Genomic DNA, 18,389 nt, shown 5'->3' on the forward strand with positions numbered 1-18,389 from the left:
CCCATTCCTCGTCATGCGGCCGATGGATTGCCGCGGGGGCGCCGAGCCATGTGCGGCAATGACGGATTATTTTCCCGCGCCCGGTTCAAACGTGAATACCTTGCGTTCAACAAACGCCATGGTCCCGTCGGCCCCCCGCGCCACTTCGGAAATCAAATAAGTCCCGCTGGTCGGGTCGCCATTCGCATCGAAATCAATCGACCCCGCCACGCCCTGGTAATCAATATCGCGTCCCGCTTTCGCGGCGGCCAGCGCCTGCGCAAACTGGCCGGGTCCGATCACCACCGGCGCTGCGCTATCCGGCCGCGACACCGCCTGCAAGTTCGCCAGGATGGCCGCGCGGGTATTGGCGCCGCCCTGCGCCATGGCCAGCGCCAGCAAATACACGGCGTCATAGCCGGTAAACGACGTGCCTTCCGGCTCCAGCCCCACATTGCGCACGAATGCGTCGCGGTACGCGGCGTAGCTGGGCGTGCTGCGGGGCGCCGTGGGCGACACCCACTGCATGCCCAGCGCCGCGTCGCCGGCATTGCTGATGAAGGCGGCGCCGAAATTGCCGCTGCCGAACAGGCGCGGCATCTGGCTGCCCAGCTTGTCCTTCAAGCCCCGCGCAATCGATGCGCCATCGAGCGCAAAGCCCACCATCACGACAGCTTGCGGCACGCCATTGGCGGTCAGCGCCGCCAGTTCGCCATCGAAGCCCACCGTCTTGGTGGCGGAATACGTGATATTGGCCAGCGGCGGATAGCCGCGCGCTGCCAGCCGCTGCCGCACGGCTTCGCTGGCGCCCACGCCAAAGGCATCATCGACGTGGATCAGCGCGACGCGGGTCAGGCCCTGGTCCAGGATATGGTCCGCCAGCGCCGCGCCCTGCAGCGAGTCCGACGCCACCGTGCGGAACACGGTCCCTTTGTCATCGAGTGCGGTAATCAGCGGCGACGACCCGCTGGCAATGAATGGAATGCCGGCGGCAATCGTCACCTGCTGCGCGACGGGAATCGCCACGCGGCTGGAGAACGGCCCGAAAATCGCCACCGGGGCCAGCGCCGCCAATTCACGTGCACTGAGCACGCCGGCATCCGCATCGAGCTTGTCGTCCCGTAGAATCAATTCCAGCTGCTGGCCATTGACGCCGCCCGCCTCATTGATTTCCTTGACGGCCAGGCGCGCCGCATATTCAACGTTTTGCCCCAGGCTGGCCGAGGATCCCGTACGCGACACCAGCAAGCCCAGTTTCAGCGTGCCCGGCGTGGTTTGCGCTGCCGGATTGCTGTCGACATTCGTGCCCCCGCCGCCGCAGCCGGCCAAAGCCGCCAGCGCCACCATGGCCAGCGTCGCTGCCTGTTTATTCATAACGTCCCCCAGCGGTAGGTATAGCTGAACGCGGCGCTGCGTCCCGGCGCCGGTAAATCCACGCCGCCATAGCCGGGTTCCGCGTAGCGCCGGTCCAGCACATTGGCAATGCGCAGCGCCAGTTGATGCGGCCCGAACGCGTGGTTCCAGCTGGCGTCCACCGTCGCATAAGACGGCAGTTGATAGGGCCGCAGGAAGTTTTCCTGGCTGTTGGCCTTGCTGGCGCGGCGCGGCGACACGCCGCGCGCCGCCAGCGCGAACTGGCCCCACGTGGCATGCAGGTATTGCCAGCTGACGCGCGCCACCAGCCGCGGATAGCTGGCCGTGGGTGTGATTTGCATGGGCTGCAAACGGGGCTGGAAATGGTCATCGGTATCGGCCCACGACCACTGCGCGCGCCAGCGCTGCGCGCCGCGCTGCCATGTGGCTTCCGCTTCCACGCCCCGGCCCTGCTGGCGGCCGCTGTTTTGTGGCTGCAGGTTCGCGCCCAGCGGCAGCAGCTCGGTTTTTCCCTTCACGGTCAGGCGATAGGCATTGACGGACAGCGCCAGGTCCGGATTGGCCTGCCATTGCAGCGCCGCTTCCGTGCTGGCCGACGTTTCCGGCCGCAGCGCCAGGTTGCCCAGTACTTCGCCAGCATACAAGGGCTGCGCATACAGCTGCGCCGCAGTCGGCGCTTTATACGACGTGCCGTGCAACAGTTTCCACGCCAGCGCCGGTGTCGAACCGCCCACCAAGGCCAGCCGATAGTTATTGCTGTCGCCAAAAATACTGTGGCTGTCGCGCCGCACGTTGGCCGTCACGCCCACCCAGGACAGCGGACGCACGCTGTATTGCAGGTAATAACCCTGGTTCGTGATGCGTTCCAGCGCGCCCGTCCCGGCCAGCAACGTGCGCTTGCCGCTTGCCACGTCCACCGTATAAATCTGCATGCGCTGCTCATCGTCGCGCACGCGGTCCGCGCCCGCCATCAGGCTGTGCTGGTCGCCAAACCGGTATTGGGCTTCCACGCCCAGTTCCTGCGTCGAGAATCCCAGCGCGCGCTCGGGATACGAGGCCGCGGCGCCCAGGCTCAAATGTTCGCGCTGGTCCGGCCCGCCCTGTGCATGGGCGATGCTGGCCCGCAGCGTCCAGTTATCCAGGCCGCGGTATTCATGGTGCAGGCGCGCCGTGCTCTGATGCAGCGCGAGCCGGTTGTTGTGGCTGAGGATACCGAAATCCAGGAATTCCGCATCCGCATCGAGCCGGTAGCCATGCAGCATCAGCGCCGTGTCGCTGCTGTCCGTCACGTACGCGGCGCGCAGCAGCGCCGTGCGGGGCCGCTCATCATCGTTTTGCGACACATCCCCTTTGGCTGCCGCCACCACCCGCGCATACAGCGGCGATGAACGGGGCAGCGCCATGCCGCTGCGGTCCATGGAATCGCCCGCCACCGACACCAGCCACTGCCACGCGCCGGCCTGGCCGGCCGTATGCAGGGCAAGCCCGCCGCCATCCTGCGCCCCCCTGGCCACGGTCCCGGTGGCGGCAAACACCGGCTGCTCGCCGGAGTGCGTAATGATATTGACAACGCCTAAAAACGCGTCCGCGCCATACAGGGCCGATGCCGGGCCCCGCACCACTTCGATGCGTTCGACTACCGCCATATTGATCAAGCTGGCGCCGAGAAAATTACTGGCGTCGGCGCGATATACGATGGGCTGGCCATCAATCATCACTTTCAGTATCCGCGACCACGAGCGCACGCCGGCATTGATGCCCCGCACCCCGACATTCGGCGCCACGCCATCCGATATCGCATACATGCCGGGCACCTGCACCAGCGCGTCGGCCACCGAGCGGTAGCCGAACTGGCGGATATCTTCCGCAGTAATCACCGACACCACCGCCGGCGCATCGCGCGCTGCCAGCGCCTGGCGGCTGGCGGTACTGAACGGCATATCCAGCAGCGCTTCCACGCTGACACTGAATAAGTCCTTACCCTGCTCTTGCGCCTGTGCAGGCGCGATCAGCGCGGCGCCAGCGGCCAGCGTCCACCAGGATGCGATCCTTTGCATGCGCAACTCTCCGTATGGGGTGACGGCTAATGGTAGACCCAAAGCGCGGTGCGCGCGCCGCTTTTGGTGTTTCCACAACAACATTTTGGATGGCAAGCCACACCGCCCTCCTCCCCGGGGTATCAAACCACGATATGCGCTTATACTTGCTTGCAGTCACCTTTGATAACTGATCTGGTAAAGGACTCGCTTGGCCCTTCGCGAAACGCCCGCCGGCCGCTGGCTGGCCATGCGCACCGCGCTGCTGGCAGCAGCATGGTGGCCATGCGCGGGCGTTGCGCAAGCAACCGTGCCAAAGGAACAAATCAAGGCCGCGCTGGTGTTCAATTTCCTCAAGTTCACCGAGTGGCCCGCCGATGCGGCCAACGCTGCCAATGCCCCGCTGGTACTGTGCGTGGCGGCGCCGGACCGCAAAACCGAAGCAGCATTTGCGCAAGTGCAGGGACGTATGATTGAAAACCGGCCGATCCAGGTACGCACCGTGCGCGGCAGCGACGTGGCGGCATGCCACCTGCTGTATATCCACGACCATGGCCGCGACATGCTGCCGCAACTGGCAGCCGGTCACCCAAATTTACTGACAGTCGGCGACCAGGATGACTTTACGGAAGCCGGCGGCGTGATCGGGCTGGTGGAAAACCAGGGCCGGCTGCAGTTCAAGGTCAACCTGGACATGCTCAAGCGCGGCAATTACAAGGTCAGCTCGCAGTTGCTGAAGCTGGCCGTCAATATGCGGTAAAGGGACAGGGCACATGTGGCGCACGCTTTTGCTCAGACAAAAAATCACGTGGATGGTGGTGGCCGTGTGCGCGCTGATGCTGCTGCTGTTTGAAGGCGTGTTCCTGAAAACCCAGCAGGCAACCTTGCAGGGCCAGGCGCAGCGCTCGCTGGACGGGCTGGCGGAAATGATCGCGTATGGCAGCGCCGCCCCCCTCACCTTCGACGATGCCGATGGCGGCAACCAGACGTTGAAGGCATTGGCGTCCGTGCCGGAAGTCGTGCAGGCGACGGTGCGCCATGCGGATGGCCGCGTCTTCGTCACCTATACGGGCAGCTCCGGCGGCGCCGGCGACGCCGGCATGACGGCCAGCGCCGTGGTGCGCCAAAAAGGTGCGGAGATCGGCAAAGTCGAGTTGCGCGCCACCTTGCGCTATGTGGACCAAGCGCTGTATCACGCAATGACGGTGGCGGGCATTGCAGGGCTGGTGCTGCTGTTGCTGGTGGCGTATGTGGCGCGCCTGTCCGCGCACAAGCTGTCGGCGCCCTTGCTGAAGCTGGCGGCGCTGGCCAATGCCGTCGGCCAGGGAGGCGACTACACGCTGCGCGCCCAGGACAACGGCGCCGCCGATGAAGCGGGCCAGCTGGCCCGCCGCTTCAATCACATGCTGGAACAAGTGCAGGCGCGCGACCTGGAACTGGCCAGCCACCGCGACCACCTGGAGCAGGAAGTGGCGCACCGCACGGCGGACCTGGTGCGCGCCCGCGACGCGGCGGAAGCAGCCAGCCGCGCCAAGAGCGAATTCCTCGCCATGATGAGCCATGAAATCCGCACGCCGCTCAATGGCGTGCTGGGCATGACGGATTTGCTGGCCAATACGGAACTCGATGACCGCCAGCGGCGCTTTGTACGCATCGTGCGCCGCTCCGGCGAAGACTTGCTGGCCATCCTCAACGATATCCTGGACTTTTCAAAAATCGAAGCGGGCCGCTTTGAACTGGATGATTGCGCGTTCAATTTGACCTTATTGATGGAAAACGTGGCGGAACGCTATGCGCCCGTGGCCCACGGCAAAGGGCTGGAACTGAGCTGCGCCGCCCCGCTGCGCCCCGTCATGCTGCGCGGCGACGCCAAGCGCCTGGGCCAGGTGTTGACGAACCTGGTCAGCAACGCCATCAAATTCACCGAGCGGGGCCAGGTCGTGCTGCGGGCCGAAGTCACCGACATCCCTGCTGCGGATGGAGGCAGCGCCATGGCGGACATTCATTTCACGGTGACCGATACAGGTATCGGCATTCCGGCCGCCAAGCAGTCCTGCCTGTTTGAAGCATTTACGCAGGCCGACAGTTCGACCACGCGCCGCTTTGGCGGCACCGGACTGGGGCTGGCGATTTCGCAGCGGCTGATGGGGCTGATGGGCAGCACCATTACCCTGCGCAGCGAGGAAAACCAGGGCAGCGAATTCCACTTCACGGTCCGCCTGCCGCGCTGCGACATGGGCCAGGGCCAGGACGATACCGTGCTGGCGCCGATGCGCGTATTGATCGTCGATGACAATCACGTCAACCTGGAAATCCTCGCCGAGCAATTGCACTCGTGGGGCTGCCAGGTGGTGCAGGCGCATGACGTCCAGGGCGCCCGGGCGGAACTGGCGAAATCCGGCGCGCCGTTTGAACTGGTCATCACCGACATGATGATGCCGGACGAAGATGGCGCCGGCCTGGTGGAATCCATGCAGCAGCAGCCGCACCTGGCAGCCATCCCTGTCATCATGCTCAGTTCCGCCGGCATGCAATGGCATGGCGCCAGCGGCGGCCCGGCCCCGCAAGTGCTGACCAAACCCGTGCGCCAGTCGGAACTGTACAACGCACTGTGCCAGGCGTTGCGGGCAAGCCAGGGCGGCAGCCCGGGCCAGCGGGCGGCCAAAGGGGCCGCGCGCAGCCGCGTGGTGAAATTGCAGGGCAATGTGCTGCTGGCGGAGGACAACCTGGCCAACCAGGAAGTGGCGCTGGCCATGCTGCGCAACCTGGGCGTGCACGTGGAAGTGGCGGGCAACGGCATGGACGTCATCTCGCTGCTGGAGCGCCAGCAGTTTGACTTGATCCTGATGGATTGCCAGATGCCCGTCATGGACGGCTTCCAGGCCACGGCCGCCATCCGCGCCGCCGAGGGGCTGGAACGGCATATCCCCATCGTGGCGCTGACCGCCAATGCCGTGGCGGGCGACCGCCAGCGCTGCATCGACAGCGGCATGGATGAATACCTGTCGAAACCGTTTACGCAAGACCAGCTGGGCGACATGCTGCAGCGCTGGCTGCAGACCGTGCAAGTGGCGCCGCGCGACGACGCCGCCGCAACCGCTGCTGCACCGATGGCCGGCAGCGCAGCGCTACCGGCGGCCGACGGCAATATCGATGCGGACGCGCTGCACACGATCCGCCAGTTGCGTCCCGGCCTGCTGATCCGCGTGCTCAATGCCTGGCTGACGGAGTCGCCCGGCCTGTACCAGGAAATCGTGGACGCCGCCGCGCAAGCCGATGGGGGCGCCCTGTTCCGCGCCGCCCACACGCTGAAAAACAGTTCCGCCAACGTGGGGGCGCGCCAGTTGTCGCAACTGTGCGCGGAACTGGAACAGCGTGGCCGCCACAGCCAGCTCGATGAAGTGGATGCCGTCCTTGCCGAACTGGCGCGGCACTTCGACTATGCGCTGAAGGAATTGACAGCGATCCGCGACCGGGAGCAATGATGGAAACGCGCGAGCGGCAACTGATCATGGTGGTGGACGACGAATTGTCGGCCCGCCTGCTGATGCGCGCCACGCTGGAAGAAGGCGGTTTCGATGTGGTGGAAGCGGGCACCGTCAAACAGGCTTTGTCGCTGTTTGAATCGACGCGGCCGGATCTCGTCATGCTTGACGTGATGCTGCCGGATGGCGACGGCGTCGACCTGTGCGCGTCGCTGCGCGCCCTGCCGTGCGGACGCGACGTGCCGATCGCCATGGTCACAGGCGTCAATGACGACACGTCGATCCAGCGCGCTTACCAGTGCGGCGCGACAGACTTTATTACCAAGCCGATCAGCTGGGGCACGATGGCCAACCGCACGCGCTACCTGCTGCGATCGCACATGGCGATGCGGGAACTTGCGTTGTCGGCCATGCGTGCGCGCCTGTCGGCCAAGGTATTTGAAACGTCCAATGACGCAATCGTCGTCTGCGATGCGCAAAACCGCACGGTGTCCGTCAACCGCGCGTTTGAATCCATTACCGGCTATGCCAAAGCCGATGTGCTGGGCCAGGATCCCGCCCTGCTGCTGGCCGACGTCGGGTCCCGCATCCGCTACCAGACCATGTGGGAAAACCTCGACGCGGGCGGTTCGTGGCAAGGCGAATTGCCGTGCCGGCGCCACGATGGCAGCACGTTCCCCGCCTGGTTTTCCATGAGCGTGGCGCGCGACGCGGAAGGCCGCCCCGAACATTACATTGCCGTGTTTGCCGACATCACGGAACGCAAAGTGCAGGAGCAGCGCATTGCCCACCTGGCTTTCCACGATGAATTGACGGGATTGCCGAACCGCCGCCTGTTTTCCGACCGCCTGTCCGTCTCGCTGCTGCAGGCGCGGCGCGACGGCCATGCGCTGGCCGTGCTGTTTGTCGACGTTGACCGTTTCAAGAACATCAATGATTCGCTGGGCCACGCCAGCGGCGATGAATTGTTGAAGCAAGTCGCGCAGCGGCTGCAAGATACCGTGCGGGCCGGCGACACGGTGGCGCGCATGGGCGGCGATGAATTCGTGCTGCTGTGCCCCGGCGGCGACTCCAAGGCCATTGCCGCCCGCGCGCAACTGATGCTGGACCAGCTGGAACAGCCCTACCACGTGATGGGCATGGCGCTGCACGTTTCGTCCAGCATGGGTATTGCGTGCTATCCGGAAGATGGCGATACGGCCGACGTGTTGGTGCGCAATGCGGATGCGGCCATGTACCTGGCCAAGGAGCGGGGCCGCAACAATTTCCAGTTCTATGCGCCGGAACTGAACGCCGGTATTTTGGCCCGCCTGAAGCTGGAAATGGATTTGCGGGCCGCGCTGGATGCGGGCGAATTCGAATTGCACTACCAGCCCAAGATCAGCCTGGCCAGCGGCACGCTGCACGGCGTGGAAGCATTGATCCGCTGGCGCAAGGACGGCGCCATGGTTCCGCCCGGCCAGTTCATCCCGGTGGCGGAAGAATCCGGCCTGATCGCCGCGATTGGCGACTGGGTCGTGGGCGAAGCGTGCCGCCAGCACCTGGCGTGGAAACAGGCGGGCTTGCCGCCATTGCAGGTCGCCGTCAACGTGTCGGCCCGCCAGTTTTCACAGCCTGGCTTTGCCACGGCCATCGGTGAACTGGTGCGGGCCCAGGGGTGCACGCCGGATGCAATCGAACTGGAATTGACGGAATCCATGCTGATGACGGACGTGCAGCGCGCCGCCATGACGCTGGCGGAATTAAAGGGCCTGGGCTTTGCCGTCGCGATCGACGATTTCGGCACGGGTTTTTCGTCACTCAATTACCTGCGCCACTTCCCTGTCGACGTATTGAAAATCGACCAGTCTTTCGTACGCGAATTGCTGGACGACCGCGCCGCGCTGGCCATTATTGAAGCCATCATTGCGCTGGCGCGGGCGCTGGGGATGAAAACGGTGGCGGAAGGCGTGGAGACGGATGCGCAGCGTACGTTGCTGGGAGAGCGGGGCTGCTGTTCGATGCAGGGCTATCTGGTGGCGCGCCCGATGCCGTCCAATGAATTGGCGGGGTGGGTGGGCAGCTACCAGGGTCGTTAATGCGCATTGGTTTTCCACTGCCCCGCATCGAAATCGTACTCCATGAGCGCGAGCGGCATGAACACGGCGGGATAGCTCAATTGCGGCTTGCCTTCGTATAACCGGTAGGTGATTCCCCATTCTTCGCGCAATGCCGCACTGTTGAACCCGGCCGCATCAAGGCTGGTAGGATAGGCGCCGTTCCGCTTGCTGGCCGACACCAGCGCAGTGGCAACGGCATTGGCTTGGTCCAGCGATGCATGTTGCCAGTGCACTTGCGTTGCCCCCGCCAGCAGCAGCGCCGCGCTCCAGATGGCCAGGCGGATCGCCCGGCTGCGGCGTTCACCGCGTTTGAGCAGCAGACGCACCACGTTGTACAGCGCCCAGGCCAGGAAAAACAGGAAGACGCCGCCAAACCATACACCGCCGCCTTTCGGCAGCAGGAACAATAGCGCCACGGCAACCAGCACCAGGGTCTTTACGTAGGCGCGCGCTGGTACAGGCACAGTTGAGGACCCGCCATTTCCCGGGTCTGCATGCATGGTCATTTGCCGCAAAATTCCGCGCGTTTGGCAGGCGCCCGGATCACCTGGTCGACATAGTAGGCCAACGCCGCCTGCGTATATTTCGGGTCTGGATGCATGGCGACAAATGGCGCCCCTTTCTGCATCCAGACCGCCACGCAGCTTGCCGTCGGCGCATTGCCTTCAGCACAGGCGGTAAACGCATCAAACGCTTGCCGGTAGCTGGAAAATACAGCGTGTTCCATCGGCAGGCCATGGCCGGGAATCAGGGTCTGGAAATCCAGCTGGTCGATTTCAGCCAGCGCCTTGCGCCAGCCATCCGCGCAGCCGGTATCAAAGAATGGCAGCGGCGCCACGACCAGGTCGCCGGCAAACACGGTCTTGCTGGCCGGGTCGTGTACCCACACGTCGCCTTCCGTTGCCGCACGCTTGGCCAAATGCAGCGTCAGTTCGCGCTCGCCCAGTTTCAGCGCCACCGTGCCGTTGACTGGCTGGTCGGGGATCAGGTTGACTGGGTCGTTAATTGCGTTCAGGTATAGGCGCGTATCGGTCTTGCCCACTTCAGGCACCGCGGGATCATCCAGCCGCGCTCTGGCCTGATCGACATTGCGGATCAAAAAGCCTTTCAATGCCCCCTCGACGGCGGTACTGGTATAGAGCTTCGCCCCAGGATAGGCGGCGCGGATGCGCGCATTGCCCGTTGCGTGGTCCAGGTGCCAGTGGGTATTGATGATGGCGGTGATGGGTTTATTGCGCGCCTTGGCCACGGCAATGATTTTGTCCGTGTGCTCGGGATGGCGGCCGGTGTCGATGACCAGCATCTCTTGCGGTCCTTCAAGCACAATCGAGTTGCCGTCGGGCTGCCTGTCTGCCGGCACCTGGCCTTCAATAAAAGTGTACGGCGCCGTTGCGGCAAATGCCGTTGAAGTTGCGGCCATTGCCAGGGATAGTGCCATTGCGGCGGTTGATGCCATGCGTGTCTTCTCCAGTTCTCATGATTGGTGATGCATGCCGCGGTAAGGGGATCTTAAGTCATGTTTCATTGTTTTGCCACGGATCACATTCGGCACGCATGCCCATCACGGGCAGCTTGCCACGCGGCTCAACATCAGCAGGAACCGGGTCATTGGGCTCGCGGCGCAGCACAAGTGTTTTGGCATTTTCCTTGACTTCCAATTGGCACACGAACGTCCCGAATTTCGGCAGCGTCACAACATAATTCGCCGGTGCAGCCTGCCCCGTGGCGTCACAGCCGGCCAGTAATGCTTCGTGCAGTGACTGGACCATATCCCCACTGGTGGTTACCTCTCCGCAAGGCAACAACTGTTCAGCCACTCGCATGGCAGGTGGCAGGCCAGACACAAAACGGACCTCTTGCGCATGGTTTTGCACGGCTTGGCGCAATAGTGAAAGGAGGAATGGCTTAACGTTGTGCATCGGCTTTCCTCAAGTCCAAATGTATCCAGTTCCCATGCGGCGTTGCGAACATTTCGCTGAATTTGCCGGACCACGTGGCGCAACGCGTGGCCAGCCGCTGGCTGAACGTGCGCCCCGGCGGCGGGATCAGGTGCTGGCCGCAGTAAATACAGCCCTCTTCCTGGCTATAGGTGCCATAGGGATTACCCGCAAAATCCATCAATGCTGCCGATAGCCAGTTCGTCCGCGTCTTGCTGGCGCCAACGAATGACGTGGCCGCAAGACGGCAGGAAGGAAACAGTTCCGCAAAGCGCCGTTCGTCGAATGCATTCACATGGCCCCACGGCGGATTCTTTTTGCCGCACGACCGGCACGTGGTTCTTCCTGCACGGAGGTCTTGCTTATAAGGGACGCCAATTAAAATGCGCTGGCTGGCCACGCGTTCAATTTCCCGGCAGACCTTCGGCAACACCGCTGGCGGTATATGTTCCAGCACCTCGGTGCAAAAAACCAAATCAAACGCACCGTCGTCAAACGGCAGTTCGGCGGCATCGCCTTGGACGCAGCGGACTTTGGGATGGGAGATCTCGGGCAGGATCAGGTCCAGCGCCACCACGTCGTCAAAGCGCCCGGCCATCAGCACCGAGAAATGCCCGTCACGCGCGCCAATATCCAGGGCGCGGGTACCTGTTGCTGGCATCATGCGCAGCAGGTCTGCTGTCCTTTGTTGTTCTGACGGCGAAGCACGGTATTCACGCAGGTCCATACATGCTCTCCTTCGCGTCCGAACCCGGCGGAGCCATTCGTCCAAAGGTCGGGGATCGGCCGAGGTAATGCCCCATGGGTAGCACAAATCGGATATTGCCACAAGCGATGAATTAGCATAATAACAAAACATCACAGCGATCCCCAACAAGTTTCGTCAGGTCCCGTGATGTACGTCCATCGCCTGCTCAAGAACCCGCGCGGTCAACCCACCACGCAGTTCCGCCCCAACTCCTTGGCGCGGTACAGCGCATCGTCGGCCCGCTTGCACAGCGCGTCGAGGCGCTCGCTGGTATCGACTATCTGCGACAGGCCGATACTGATGGTCGGCCTCAGGTCCGGCGAAATGTCGCTGCAGTCGAGCGATTGCACTGCAGCGCGCATGCGTTCGGCGACTGTGCGCGCCTGTTCGAGGTCGGCGCCGCGCAGTAAGGCACTGAATTCTTCCCCGCCCATCCGGCCAACCGCATCGCTCGGCCGCACGGCGCCGCGCAAGGCATGCGCCACGCGCTGCAACAGCACATCGCCGGCCGCATGGCCATACGTGTCGTTGACCTTTTTGAAGAAGTCGATATCGAGGCCGGCCAGCGTCATGGGCGTGCCATGGCGTTTGGCGTCCGACAGCGCCGCTTCGGCCAAGGCCAGGAAGTGGCGCCGGTTCGGCAGGCGGGTCAGCTCATCGGTCAGGGCCAGGTCGCGCATGGTGCGGGCAAGTTTGACCTGGCGCGTCATCAGCACGGCCAGCGCCGCGATGCCGGCCAGGCTTAACACCAGCGCCGCCAGCTGCCAGTTGCGCACCGACGCCGCGTATTGCAGCTCGCGCTGCGCGGCGGCGTTTTCGCGCTCCAGTAATTCGTTCTGGCGCTTTTGCTGTTCGCTGTCGAATTGCACGCGCAGGCGCGCCGTGCGTTCGTCCAGCAGCTGGTCTTGCAGCTTTTGATGCACTTTTTCGTATTCGCCGCGGGCTGTGAAGGCTTCGCGCCAATCGCCCAGCGCGGCCAGCACCTGTGCGCGTTCATCGTGGATTTTTTCCAGGAAGCGCAGGTTTTCCTGCGCCAGGAAATAAGCACGGGCGGCATCGATATCGGGCAGCGCCTGCGCATACCGGCCCGCGCGTTTCAGCGCGATACCGCGCGACAGGCGAAACGCGGCAATGCTGTCCGGCGCGGCGCCCTTCGCATACAGGCGCTCGACATCGGCCAGCATGCGCAGCGCATCGTTGTGGCGGCCCAGTTTGGACAGCACCACGGCAACGGCTTTTTCATCGTCCGCCACATCGAGCGGCGCCCCCCGCTTGCGGTCCAGCTCGACTGCGCGCTGCATGGTTTTCAACGCTTCGTCGAGTTTTTCCTGGCTCTCCAGCGTCGAGCCGATGTTGAAATGCGCCGTGGCCTGCCCCTGCAAATCGCCGCGCTGCTCGTGCGCTTCCAGCGTCTTGCGGTAGTACTGCAGCGCGTTGTCGTAGTCCCGGACATTGCGGTCCGCGTACAGGTTGGCAATGGCATTGAGCACGTAGACTTCGCGCGCGTGCGTGCCATGTTCATGCTCCAGCGTATACGCTTCCTTCAAGTCGGCAATTGCGCTGGTGTACAAGCCGCGCACGGCGTTTTGCTCGCCGCGCAACGTCAACGCCAGAGCGAGGTGGCGCTGCAGGCTGCGGCTGCGCGCCTCCGTCACGGCAGCTTCATAGGCGGCCAGCGCCTGTTCGCTGCGCCCTGCCCGCTCGTGGGCATATCCTGCGCAAATGCGCAGGTGCAGCGCCAGATCCGGCTGGGGGGCGGTTTGCTGCTGGGCCGCCAGCTTCAGCGCGGCCTGCGGGTCATTGGCGGCCAAATCCATGCAGTGCTCGCCCTGCGCAAAGCGGGCAGCGGCATCGGCCCCGGCATCAGGGGCGGCGATAGCGGTGGCAGCAGCCAGCGTCAAGGCCAGCAGGATCAGGCGGAACAGGATAGTACCCCATGCGGTAATCGGTCACTGCCAGCATAGCTTGCAAATGTGAACTAATTATGGAGGTGGCATGCTGCGCAGTCCGTGCAATCCCGACTTCAGGCAGCGGCGTGCTTATTCCGCCTTGCTGACCATGACAGTCATATCAAACCCCTCGAAATTGCCCCCTTTGACTTCACCGGCCCGCATCCGCGATGGCTGGCCCAGCTTGGCCACCATGCGTGGGTTCGACGGCGGCTTATTCGCGCAGCGCACGACGGCGCTGATCTGGTAAAACTCGCTGCCGCCCGCCGCCGGCAAGGCGCGGAACTCATAGTCGCAGCGGTCGGCCGCCTCGCCGGACGAGAAGTTGGCCGTATTGTCGCCCAGGCCAACGCCCTTCATGACGATGGATTGCTCGCGGCTGTCATTGACCTTGAGCTGGATATTAACGTCGACCCGGTCAGCTTCCGCCGCTTGCGGCCGGGGCGCCGGAGCGCTACTGGCGGGCGTTGCGGCAGGCGCCGGACGTGGTGCGGCCGCTGCGGCAGCCAGCGCCAGCGCGGCATCCGCCTTTTTCGGCGCCGGCGCCACTGGCTTAGCACCAGGCGCCACGGTCACCGGCGCCTTGGAGGCCACCGCAGGCTGCGCAGCGGCAGCGTCACTCTGCGGCGCCAGCGCCCAGGCCGCAGTGCAGCTGGCCGCGATACCCATGGCGAGCGCACATAGCCCCGCCGCGCGAACTGGTTGTGCTACAGGTGGCCGTGCAATGCTCATAATGCGTCCTTTCAAGGGGTGGGTGGATTGCCATGTGCAGGCAAAGGCTTGCCCGCTGCTGGCCAACTGCGTTTTCAAAATGGCGTCCGCATAGCAGCGGCGGGCGCCGGGGAAGGCATCGAGCACGGCGGCGTCGCACGCCAGCTCCTGGTCCAGACGGAAGCAGCGTATCGCCGCGTGGGCCAACGGGTGGAACCAGAACAGCGCCAGCAGCAGCCCCGCCAGCGCATTGGCCAAGGCGTCGCCGCGCTGGGCGTGCACACGCTCGTGGGCCAGGATCAGCGCCTGCTCCTGCGGTGTATAGCGGACGGTAAAGTCATGGGGCAGCACGATGCGGGGACGCAGCACCCCTACCAGCGCCGGCCCTGCCCGGTCGCTGGCGGCGCGGTAAACATCGGCGTCGCCAGCCGGCAGCAACGCGCCCAAACTGCGCACAAAGCGCCTGTGCTGCAACGCCATCATGGCCAGCGACAGCGCGCTGCCAGCCATCCACAGCGTAATCCAGGCTGCACCCGGAACACGGGGCGCAGCCAGCGGCATCACGATCGTGTCGATCACGACCGTGGCCGAAGCCGGCGGCGCCGCCATGATCACCACGGCCTGTTGCGGCGCACGAGGCAGCAATACCGCCGCCAGCATCAGCGGAATCAGCAGCCATGCGGCATACACGACGCCCGCGCCACACACCTTGCGCAGCACCGGGCGCAAGGCCAGCACCAGCAGCGTGGCGGCGGCCAGCGCGGCAGACAGCGCGGCGAGTGTCTGGCATGCGTGTTCCATCACGAATCCATCTCATCGATGATGCGGCGCAGTTCGGCGATATCGCGTTTGCTCAATTTGCGCTGCTTGCTGAAATGCGCAACCAGCGGCGCCACCCGCCCGCCAAACAGCCGCTCAAGCATGCTGACGCTTTCCTGCGTCAGCCACGCTTCGCGCTTCAGGGCCGGGCTATACAGGTAGCGGCGGCCTTCCTGCGTGGCGCTGATGGCGCCCTTCTTCAACAGGCGGTTGATCAGCGTCTTGATCGTGGCGTCCTGCCAGTCACGCTCATTGCGCAGGACGGCGGCAATGTCTTCCGCAGCCAGCGGATGGCGCAGCCACAGGACTTCCATGACCGCGGATTCGGCTTCACTGATTTGGACGGGTTCCATGGCGTGTATCGGTTACAGTTGTAATCGGATGAATGATTACAGATGTAATTCATCTTGTCAATCGATACACGCCAGGGAATTTTATGGCGCTACCGGACTGATAGAAGACTTTGCGTAGGATTCACGCTCAATTTCCTGCACTTCGACGCAAAGCTGAACATGCGTGTCCGGCGGCCATGCGCACGCTTCCTTCAACACGTGCAGCAAAGTCGCGGAAAGCTCTTGCTTGGCTTGAACGGATCGGCCGCTCAGGATGGCCAGCTTGACGTGCACAAATGCCCGGCCGTCGAGCGACGTGCCGACCAGGAAGGCGTCAATCGGGACTGCACGGCTCTTGATGTCGATTTCTTCAAAGTGGCCGGAAGCCACGAGCGCCTGGTTAAGGACCAGCATGGCTTCATTGGCGTTGAATTGCGGAAGGTTGCTGGTGTATTCGATGGTGAGGTGAGGCATGTTGTTCCTGATGATTTTTTATGCTGGTGGCAAATGTGCGGCCGCGCTTGCCAGGTCTGCGACGCCGCAGTGGTCCGCCGCAGCGCTCTGGCACGCATCGCCATGGTACCGCCATTATTTACCCTGCGTCGTGTGGCGCACACCACCGGCCCGTTCCAGCACCTGCTGGACGTCCTGGCGGTTTTCGAAAATCGCCACGTCAAGCGGCGTATGGTAGTCCTTCTGGTTGACGGGGAACCCGGCCTTCAGTGCGGCCTCGATCACTGCTACAGGGCTACGCCGCACGAGAATTTCCAGCAGCGGTGCGCCGGTCTTATAGGTGCAGCGGGTATCCACCCGCCCCATTAACGCCACCATGGCTGCGCTGATGCCTTCGTCCGGATCCTTAAAGTCGCGCACACGCCCGCTGCGCGCTGGCGACGGCAGGTCCAGCAGCTCGTTGACGGCCTGGCACATGGCTTCGGCACTGCCGCCATTGGCCAGCAGTTCGTTGGCCTGCCGTAGCACTACTTTCCGCTCCAGCGCAGGGGCAGCCGCCGTTGCCCCCACAGCGGGCAACGCGTTTAATTCCTCTTCCAGCCTGCTTGCCCACAGCGGCACCCACTGGGTCGTGCGGCAATGCCCACCGCACAAAATCTGCTTCACTGGCGACAATAAATCGGTATGGATCTCGCAGAAATCGGCGCCCGACAACCAATACTGTTTCGCCTTGCCATTGCTGTAGACACTGACGACGGCATGCGCCACTTCTGCCGAGCAGGCTGCGCCTTCCGTGATCTGGAACGACGCGTGGCGCGTCGGGCCATCGCGGCGTGCAAATTGCCGGATGATTTTGCGCGCTGCGCCAGCCTCGACTTCCCGCATATCAACGGACGAGTAGTCGCGGTCACGCAGCAGCCATGCGTGTTCGCCATCAATGAAGAGGCCGTAGCGGTCGCCGACGTCGTGTTGCACGAATACCGCTTCATCCAGCCGGGTGAGCGGCACCTGCTGCAGGAAGTAGCGCATCTGCCAGCCGCGTTTGTCGATTGTTTGGTACAGGTTGAACGTATCGTTCCAGCCGCGCCGGATCGGCGGAGCTTCGGCGCGCTGGGCGGCGAACGTAAGATCCCAGCCGGCCGGCACTTCGATGGCTTGTGCTGGGGCGGCCAGGTATGCCGCGGCCGCTAGCAGCCAGGCTCTCCAAATGTGCTTGTGTGCCGCTTTATTCGTCGTGGTTGCCAATAGTTGTTTTCCTTCGCAAGAAAAGCGAATTGCTCCGATGACCGTCGGGTGAAATCAGCGGCGCCGCAGGCGCCTGCCGGATTGAACGATTAAGTACTAATGGCATTGGTGAAGGTCAGCCGGTTGCCAAAGGGGTCGTGCACCGACATATCCCGGCTGCCCCATGGCATTTGCACGATACTTGGCCTCGCATATTTGTACGCCTTGGCCACCAGTTGCTCATGAAAGGCTTCAAGCTGCGTCGTTTCAATCCTCATCGCTGCACCAGGGCTGCAGTCGCCATGGTGCTCCGACAGATGGAGGATGCAATCGTCCTTCGAAATCTGCAGGTAGAGGGGAAGGCCGGCTTCGAAACGGTGCTCCCAGTCGACCTTGAAACCCAGGAAATCAACATAAAACTCCCGCGCTTTTGCTTCGTCGAATATGCGAAGGATCGGGGTTGTTCTTCCAAAAATCATCTGCGATCTCCTTGTATGGATTGCGCCGCTTCCGGCCCATCCGTTTGCGCGTCATATTAGCGCCCGGTCGTCAACGCTGCCATCAACCCGGATCGAGCCTGCGCGCTTTTAGCACCTGTCCCACCTTCTTAGGATGCTTGAGAATTTCCTTGTAAATCCACGTGTAGTGATCCTCCGACCAGAAAGCCATCACTTCGCGTGCTTTGAGCTCTCCCAACAAGATTTGGTTGGCCCGGTACTCCAGATAGACGACGAGCATGTGTTCGTAGTTGCTCGCCTTATCGGATGCACCTTCCGGATAGCCTACCGGAATGTTTGGATAGATGCGTTGCAGATCACGTGCGGCAGCCATGGCTTGGGTGGGATGCTGCGCGAGAAACCAATGAAGCTGCTCATGGACGTACGTGGAAAGGAGCAGCTCATCATCCTTCATGTGTCGCGTGTGCAATGTCAGTACCGGATGACTGTGAGGTATTTCTTTCTCATCGATCAGAACTGAACGGGAGAACGTCCAGCGCGACAGGTCGTAGTCAGTCAAGAGGCGCCGCAGCTGCTGTTCTGTTCGTTGTTCCCGTTCCGTTTGGTTTGCAAGCTTGATGTCGACTTCATCGCTCGCGCTGGTTATGTAGCTGATAAGCAGCAAGCCAGTCAGGAGGCACAGGCGAATTGCAGCTTTCGTTGGCGGCGGTGCGTTCATGGATTCCTTTGCGTGCGGATCTGTTTATCTGTGTGCTCTGCGGTGCCGGCAGGCTTGCGCTGGAGTT

The 18,389-nt window shown here is 63.1% G+C and carries 16 protein-coding genes; 3 read left to right on the forward strand and 13 right to left on the reverse strand.

Annotation, left to right across the window (positions count from 1 at the left end; genetic code table 11):
• Positions 1-66: 66 nt before the first annotated feature.
• Positions 67-1,353, reverse strand: a complete 1,287-nt coding sequence (locus GM668_RS17805) for an ABC transporter substrate-binding protein (RefSeq protein WP_155440291.1) — start codon at positions 1,351-1,353, stop codon at positions 67-69.
• On the reverse strand, positions 1,350-3,410 hold the full coding sequence (locus GM668_RS17810; RefSeq protein WP_170305688.1) for a TonB-dependent receptor plug domain-containing protein: 2,061 nt from the start codon (positions 3,408-3,410) through the stop codon (positions 1,350-1,352). Before GM668_RS17810 ends, GM668_RS17805 begins: the two co-directional genes overlap by 4 nt.
• Before the next feature lie 190 nt (positions 3,411-3,600).
• On the opposite strand from GM668_RS17810, the gene GM668_RS17815 reads away from it, so the two are divergent.
• From GM668_RS17815 to GM668_RS17825, 3 genes are read left to right on the forward strand one after another with little or no spacing between them, the layout of a single operon-like run.
• Positions 3,601-4,149 (forward strand): YfiR family protein, encoded by a 549-nt coding sequence (locus tag GM668_RS17815; RefSeq protein WP_155440293.1) that lies wholly within the window; start codon positions 3,601-3,603, stop codon positions 4,147-4,149.
• A 28-nt stretch (positions 4,150-4,177) separates the two neighbouring features.
• Positions 4,178-6,874, forward strand: coding sequence for a response regulator (locus GM668_RS17820; RefSeq protein WP_170305689.1), 2,697 nt, complete (start codon positions 4,178-4,180; stop codon positions 6,872-6,874).
• On the forward strand, positions 6,871-8,952 hold the full coding sequence (locus GM668_RS17825) for a putative bifunctional diguanylate cyclase/phosphodiesterase (protein WP_155440295.1): 2,082 nt from the start codon (positions 6,871-6,873) through the stop codon (positions 8,950-8,952). Before GM668_RS17820 ends, GM668_RS17825 begins: the two co-directional genes overlap by 4 nt.
• Here the strand turns inward: GM668_RS17825 and GM668_RS17830 are convergent.
• From GM668_RS17830 to GM668_RS17880, 11 genes are all read right to left on the reverse strand, one after another.
• Complete coding sequence (locus GM668_RS17830; RefSeq protein WP_155440296.1) at positions 8,949-9,437, reverse strand: hypothetical protein; 489 nt, start codon at positions 9,435-9,437, stop codon at positions 8,949-8,951. The genes GM668_RS17825 and GM668_RS17830 overlap by 4 nt on opposite strands.
• Before the next feature lie 38 nt (positions 9,438-9,475).
• The gene (locus tag GM668_RS17835) at positions 9,476-10,393 is read right to left on the reverse strand and encodes an MBL fold metallo-hydrolase (RefSeq protein ID WP_170305690.1); all 918 of its coding nucleotides are present in this window, start codon (positions 10,391-10,393) and stop codon (positions 9,476-9,478) included.
• Positions 10,394-10,487: 94 nt separating this feature from the next.
• Positions 10,488-10,892: a hypothetical protein gene (locus GM668_RS17840; protein ID WP_155440298.1), complete on the reverse strand. Its 405-nt coding sequence runs from the start codon at positions 10,890-10,892 to the stop codon at positions 10,488-10,490.
• Complete coding sequence (locus GM668_RS17845) at positions 10,879-11,637, reverse strand: class I SAM-dependent methyltransferase (protein ID WP_170305691.1); 759 nt, start codon at positions 11,635-11,637, stop codon at positions 10,879-10,881. The genes GM668_RS17840 and GM668_RS17845 overlap by 14 nt, the downstream gene beginning before the upstream one ends.
• A gap of 203 nt (positions 11,638-11,840) precedes the next feature.
• Positions 11,841-13,559, reverse strand: coding sequence for a tetratricopeptide repeat-containing diguanylate cyclase (locus GM668_RS17850; RefSeq protein WP_155440300.1), 1,719 nt, complete (start codon positions 13,557-13,559; stop codon positions 11,841-11,843).
• Positions 13,560-13,697: 138 nt separating this feature from the next.
• Complete coding sequence (locus GM668_RS17855; RefSeq protein ID WP_155440301.1) at positions 13,698-15,119, reverse strand: M56 family metallopeptidase; 1,422 nt, start codon at positions 15,117-15,119, stop codon at positions 13,698-13,700.
• A complete protein-coding gene (locus GM668_RS17860) occupies positions 15,119-15,490 on the reverse strand; it encodes a BlaI/MecI/CopY family transcriptional regulator (protein ID WP_155440302.1) in 372 nt (123 codons plus the stop codon). The genes GM668_RS17855 and GM668_RS17860 overlap by 1 nt, the downstream gene beginning before the upstream one ends.
• Positions 15,491-15,571: 81 nt before the next feature.
• A complete protein-coding gene (locus GM668_RS17865; protein ID WP_155440303.1) occupies positions 15,572-15,943 on the reverse strand; it encodes a 5-carboxymethyl-2-hydroxymuconate Delta-isomerase in 372 nt (123 codons plus the stop codon).
• 114 nt (positions 15,944-16,057) lie between these two features.
• On the reverse strand, positions 16,058-17,167 hold the full coding sequence (locus GM668_RS17870) for an ankyrin repeat domain-containing protein (protein WP_155440304.1): 1,110 nt from the start codon (positions 17,165-17,167) through the stop codon (positions 16,058-16,060).
• 89 nt (positions 17,168-17,256) lie between these two features.
• Positions 17,257-17,625 (reverse strand): glyoxalase superfamily protein, encoded by a 369-nt coding sequence (locus GM668_RS17875; protein ID WP_155440305.1) that lies wholly within the window; start codon positions 17,623-17,625, stop codon positions 17,257-17,259.
• 82 nt (positions 17,626-17,707) lie between these two features.
• Entirely contained in the window at positions 17,708-18,322 is a 615-nt protein-coding gene (locus GM668_RS17880) for a hypothetical protein (RefSeq protein ID WP_155440306.1), read from the reverse strand.
• Between the last annotated feature and the right edge of the window lie 67 nt (positions 18,323-18,389).

The organism is Pseudoduganella ginsengisoli (assembly GCF_009720865.1).
GTDB lineage: Bacteria > Pseudomonadota > Gammaproteobacteria > Burkholderiales > Burkholderiaceae_D > Rugamonas > Rugamonas ginsengisoli.

Coding starts and splice junctions, on each gene's coding strand:
- GM668_RS17810 (WP_170305688.1), bottom strand. CDS start 3,410: ATGCAAAGGATCGCATCCTGGTGGACGCTGGCCGCTGGCGCCGCGCTG.
- GM668_RS17835 (WP_170305690.1), bottom strand. CDS start 10,393: ATGGCCGCAACTTCAACGGCATTTGCCGCAACGGCGCCGTACACTTTT.
- GM668_RS17845 (WP_170305691.1), bottom strand. CDS start 11,637: ATGGACCTGCGTGAATACCGTGCTTCGCCGTCAGAACAACAAAGGACA.
- GM668_RS17855 (WP_155440301.1), bottom strand. CDS start 15,119: ATGGAACACGCATGCCAGACACTCGCCGCGCTGTCTGCCGCGCTGGCC.
- GM668_RS17840 (WP_155440298.1), bottom strand. CDS start 10,892: ATGCACAACGTTAAGCCATTCCTCCTTTCACTATTGCGCCAAGCCGTG.
- GM668_RS17880 (WP_155440306.1), bottom strand. CDS start 18,322: ATGAACGCACCGCCGCCAACGAAAGCTGCAATTCGCCTGTGCCTCCTG.
- GM668_RS17875 (WP_155440305.1), bottom strand. CDS start 17,625: ATGATTTTTGGAAGAACAACCCCGATCCTTCGCATATTCGACGAAGCA.
- GM668_RS17825 (WP_155440295.1), top strand. CDS start 6,871: ATGATGGAAACGCGCGAGCGGCAACTGATCATGGTGGTGGACGACGAA.
- GM668_RS17860 (WP_155440302.1), bottom strand. CDS start 15,490: ATGGAACCCGTCCAAATCAGTGAAGCCGAATCCGCGGTCATGGAAGTC.
- GM668_RS17805 (WP_155440291.1), bottom strand. CDS start 1,353: ATGAATAAACAGGCAGCGACGCTGGCCATGGTGGCGCTGGCGGCTTTG.
- GM668_RS17865 (WP_155440303.1), bottom strand. CDS start 15,943: ATGCCTCACCTCACCATCGAATACACCAGCAACCTTCCGCAATTCAAC.